This is a genomic window from Phytoactinopolyspora endophytica (genome assembly GCF_004138495.1).
Taxonomy (GTDB): Bacteria; Actinomycetota; Actinomycetes; order Jiangellales; family Jiangellaceae; genus Phytoactinopolyspora; species Phytoactinopolyspora endophytica.
The window spans coordinates 30,029-33,418 of sequence record NZ_ML142850.1 but is presented as its reverse complement, the minus strand read 5'-3'; the positions used below and the strand labels follow the sequence as shown (position 1 = coordinate 33,418).

Sequence of the window (3,390 nt, the reverse complement as noted above, 5' to 3'; positions counted from 1 at the left end):
TGCAGGCACGGTCGGCATCACCCGACCTGGGTGAGGTGACCCGTGAGATGCGTTCCCAGACCGTGCTCATGGATCCGCTCACCGACCGATGAGCCGGCGCTGACGGGACCGGCGCGGGGCCAGGGCCAACCGTCGAACGGACGCACGCCAGGAGCAACGACGCGGGTTCCGGGGGCAGCGGTCGCGTCGTTGTGCCGACCTCGTCAGAGCTCACCCTGTAGAGGTGAAGAATGTCGGCTCCGGCAGGCGCACTGTGTACTCATTGCCATCCACTCGGTCGCGAAAGGCCGCCGGAGATGCGTTATGAGTTCCTAGTCGCTGGGCGAGTCTCGGACACGGTTGTGGCCGCGTTCCCTGAACTCGACGTGGCGCCTGCTCCCGGGGCCGACACCGCGATGTTCGGCACGGTGAAGGACAAAGCCGCATTGAGAGGGCTACTGGCCCGTTTCGACGATCTGGGTTTGACGGTGTTGGAGATGCGGCAGCTTCCCGGCGGTTCACCACGTGGTGGTGGCCAAGCACGGTCGGACGTGTGACGAGACGTGACCGGATCATGCCAGAAGAGGAAAGCGGAGAACAACCAGCGGGGCGACAACTACACGTTGCTGACGGTGCTGTTCGCGCTTGTGCTCTTCTTCACGGCCGTGTCGCAGCGGCTGAGGTCGCCGACGATGGGCTTGACCGTGTTGACCGGAGCGACTGTCCTGATGGTCGTCGGCATTGGCCTACTGATCGCGTTCCCGAAGATCGTTTAGGTCATCGATGAGCCCTAGCTCACCCGTGCCGGGTGAGGACGCACGTTCCCACGACCGCGAGGCTGACGATACGGACAGATGTATCGCGAATGGTGGTGGTCTTGACGTGGGTGGATATTCGCAGTCTCCGCAGGGCGGTGCGCGCCGGGCGGTGCAGGTGGACGCCCGCAAGCTGTGGGCGGGGGGATTGGCCACGGCTCTGGTGGCCGCGCTCATCGCTCTGGTCGGCATCGTGGTCTTTCGCGGTGTCTTCGACATTCACGTGCTGGCGCCGGAGGAGGAGGGCACATGGGGTGACGCGTCGACGACCCAGCTCATGGCCGCGGCCGCCGTCGCGGCACTGCTGGCGACCGGTTTGGTGCACATCCTGTTGCTCAGCACACCGAGCGCGTTGTCGTTCTTCGGGTGGATCGTGGGCCTGGCGACCGTCGCTGCCGCAGTCGCACCGTTCGCGACTGATTCGGACGTGGAAAGCGAGGTGGCCACTGCGGCCATCAACCTCGTGATCGGCGTTGCCGTCTTCAGCCTGGTCTCGGGCGTGGCGAGGTCCGCCACGACGCGTGTTCAGGACACTCCGTGATGGAATCGGTGCCCGGGCCCGGGCGCCTTCCCTCGCACACGCGGCATGGACGCGAATGCGTCCATGCCGCGGCCGATCGTCTCCGTCGGCCTGAGAAGCCGCGCAGAACGGGAGTCGCCTGACCCGCGAGCATGTGCGCCTGTTTCACCGGCGCCGCATACTGCGTGACCTCTTACGCGTGTGCGAATACCTCGCGCAGCTTGGCCTCTTCGTCTTCGGACAGGTTGGTCTGGATCAGTTCGGCATCGGTTCCGGTGAACTTCTCCGCGATACGGTCGACCACCGCGCCGTGGCTGAGGACGAACAGCGCGGATGTTCCCGGAACGACCTTCTCCCGCACCTCGCGGATGAACCCATCGTCGATTCCGACATCGGCGAGTGAACCGCTGAGCGCTCCCATGCCTGCGCCCACGGCCAAGCCCAACAGCGGGACGAAGAACAGCAAACCGAACAGTAATCCCCAGAAGCTGCCGAACAGAGCCCCAGCCGTCGTCGTCGAGCGTGCCTGATGAGTCTTAGGCTTCTTCTTTCCTTGTTCCCAGGACACCCACGCTGCGTCCTCGACGGTGATCAGCTCCTGTGCCTGCGCTTCCCTGAGCATTTCCGCCGTACGTTCGGCGCCACCAGGGTCGTCGAACCTCCATACGGTGAGCGTCGCCATGGTGCTCTCCTTCCTTTGACACGGTCACCGTCATCGTGTCCACGTGCGCCATGTCCGGTCCTCACCCGGAGCGGGTGAGGATACGCCGCTCAGACATGGCTGCGGCGGCCGCCGCGGTCAGTGGTACGGCCAGGAACATGCCGATCACCCCGGCGAACGTACCGCCCAGGACGAGGGCGAACGCCACGACGAGCGGATGCAGGCTCACCGCGTTGCCCATGATGAACGGCTGCAGGAGGTTCCCTTCGACCTGTTGCACGATCAGCACGATCGCCAATGCGGCGAACGCCTGTGACAGCCCTCCGTCGCCCAGGGCGAGAAGAACCCCGAATGTGCCGGAGATCAACGCCCCCGCCAGAGGAATGTATGCCAGCAGGAACGTGAGCACCGCGATCGCGCCTGGGAACGGGACGCCGATCAACCACATCCCGAGTCCGATTCCACCGGCATCGATCGCGGCGATCACCGTGGTGCCCCGGGTGAACCTGCCCAGCGTTTCCCACATGCTGCCGCCGAGCTGGTCAAGCAGCGCGTACCGGTTTGGAAAGCGCCGGATGAGGCGTTCCCAGAGCCCGTTCCCGTCCTTCAAGAGGAAGAACAGGACGAAGAAGGTCAGCAGCCACCAGCACGGTCCAGAACACGACTGCCGCCGCGACGATCAGAAGAAGCCGGGCGGAGCCCGCGGCCGCGCTGACATACCACCTGGCGCCGTCTTCATTCCTCTGTTCGTCGTGGATGAGCTTTCACCCCTCCGTTCGGGTCGATGCGTCCGGTTCCGGCTCCGAGCCGAGAACCATCTGCGGCTTGCCGGTCAGCAGGAGCCACGCAGGGAGCGTCGCGAGCAGCAGGATCGGGGTCAGGGAGACCTCGCCTACGACGACGACGGCGAGGAACAAGCTCACCCACCCGTCACGCGATACCGCGAGCACCGTGCCCAGGACGCCGGCGGACACGCACAACGATGCGGGCACCGCCGGGAACGCGTCGTTGACCAGCAGACCGATGGCGACACCGAGAAACACGGCGGGAAAGATCCGGCCTCCGGGAAAGCCACACGTCGCGGACACCACGAGAGCTGCCAGCTTGACCACGATGACGAGCGCGAACCCGGCGATGGTGTAGTCGGAGGCGTCGGAGGTCAGCTCGCGCATCTGGTCGACACCGCGGAACAACGTGATCCGTCCGCCCAAGGCACCCAGCAGACCGAGCACCACACCGCCGGTCGTGACCATCAACCACGGATGGCCGATGTTGTGAAAGAGCCGATGCAGCGGGCGGAAGGCATAGATCGCCACCAGGCCGGTACCGGCCGCTCCGAGAGCGATCAGGGCGGCGGTCAGGACGTCGAGTGGCATCGGATCCCGGTATGGTTCCACCGCGACGGTGAAGGTCGG

Annotated in this window: 6 protein-coding genes; 3 read left to right on the top strand and 3 right to left on the bottom strand. The window is 65.5% G+C overall.

What is annotated here, in order from left to right; translation table 11 throughout:
• Positions 1 to 296: 296 nt before the first annotated feature.
• The 3 genes from ELR45_RS03540 (at position 297) to ELR45_RS03530 (ending at position 1,335) form a co-directional block, all read left to right on the top strand.
• Positions 297 to 536 (top strand): hypothetical protein, encoded by a 240-nt coding sequence (locus ELR45_RS03540; protein WP_205855808.1) that lies wholly within the window; start codon positions 297 to 299, stop codon positions 534 to 536.
• Positions 537 to 542: 6 nt separating this feature from the next.
• Positions 543 to 755: a hypothetical protein gene (locus ELR45_RS03535; RefSeq protein WP_129663545.1), complete on the top strand. Its 213-nt coding sequence runs from the start codon at positions 543 to 545 to the stop codon at positions 753 to 755.
• Between the two features lie 106 nt (positions 756 to 861).
• Entirely contained in the window at positions 862 to 1,335 is a 474-nt protein-coding gene (locus ELR45_RS03530) for a DUF6069 family protein (protein ID WP_205855807.1), read from the top strand.
• Between the two features lie 172 nt (positions 1,336 to 1,507).
• On the opposite strand, the gene ELR45_RS03525 is transcribed toward ELR45_RS03530, so the two are convergent.
• From ELR45_RS03525 to ELR45_RS36670, 3 genes are all read right to left on the bottom strand, one after another.
• On the bottom strand, positions 1,508 to 1,996 hold the full coding sequence (locus ELR45_RS03525; RefSeq protein WP_129663543.1) for a DUF1269 domain-containing protein: 489 nt from the start codon (positions 1,994 to 1,996) through the stop codon (positions 1,508 to 1,510).
• Positions 1,997 to 2,057: 61 nt separating this feature from the next.
• A complete protein-coding gene (locus ELR45_RS03520; protein WP_276320641.1) occupies positions 2,058 to 2,612 on the bottom strand; it encodes an AI-2E family transporter in 555 nt (184 codons plus the stop codon).
• 127 nt (positions 2,613 to 2,739) lie between these two features.
• On the bottom strand, positions 2,740 to 3,390 hold a 651-nt coding region (locus tag ELR45_RS36670), incomplete at its 5' end, for a chloride channel protein (protein WP_205855805.1).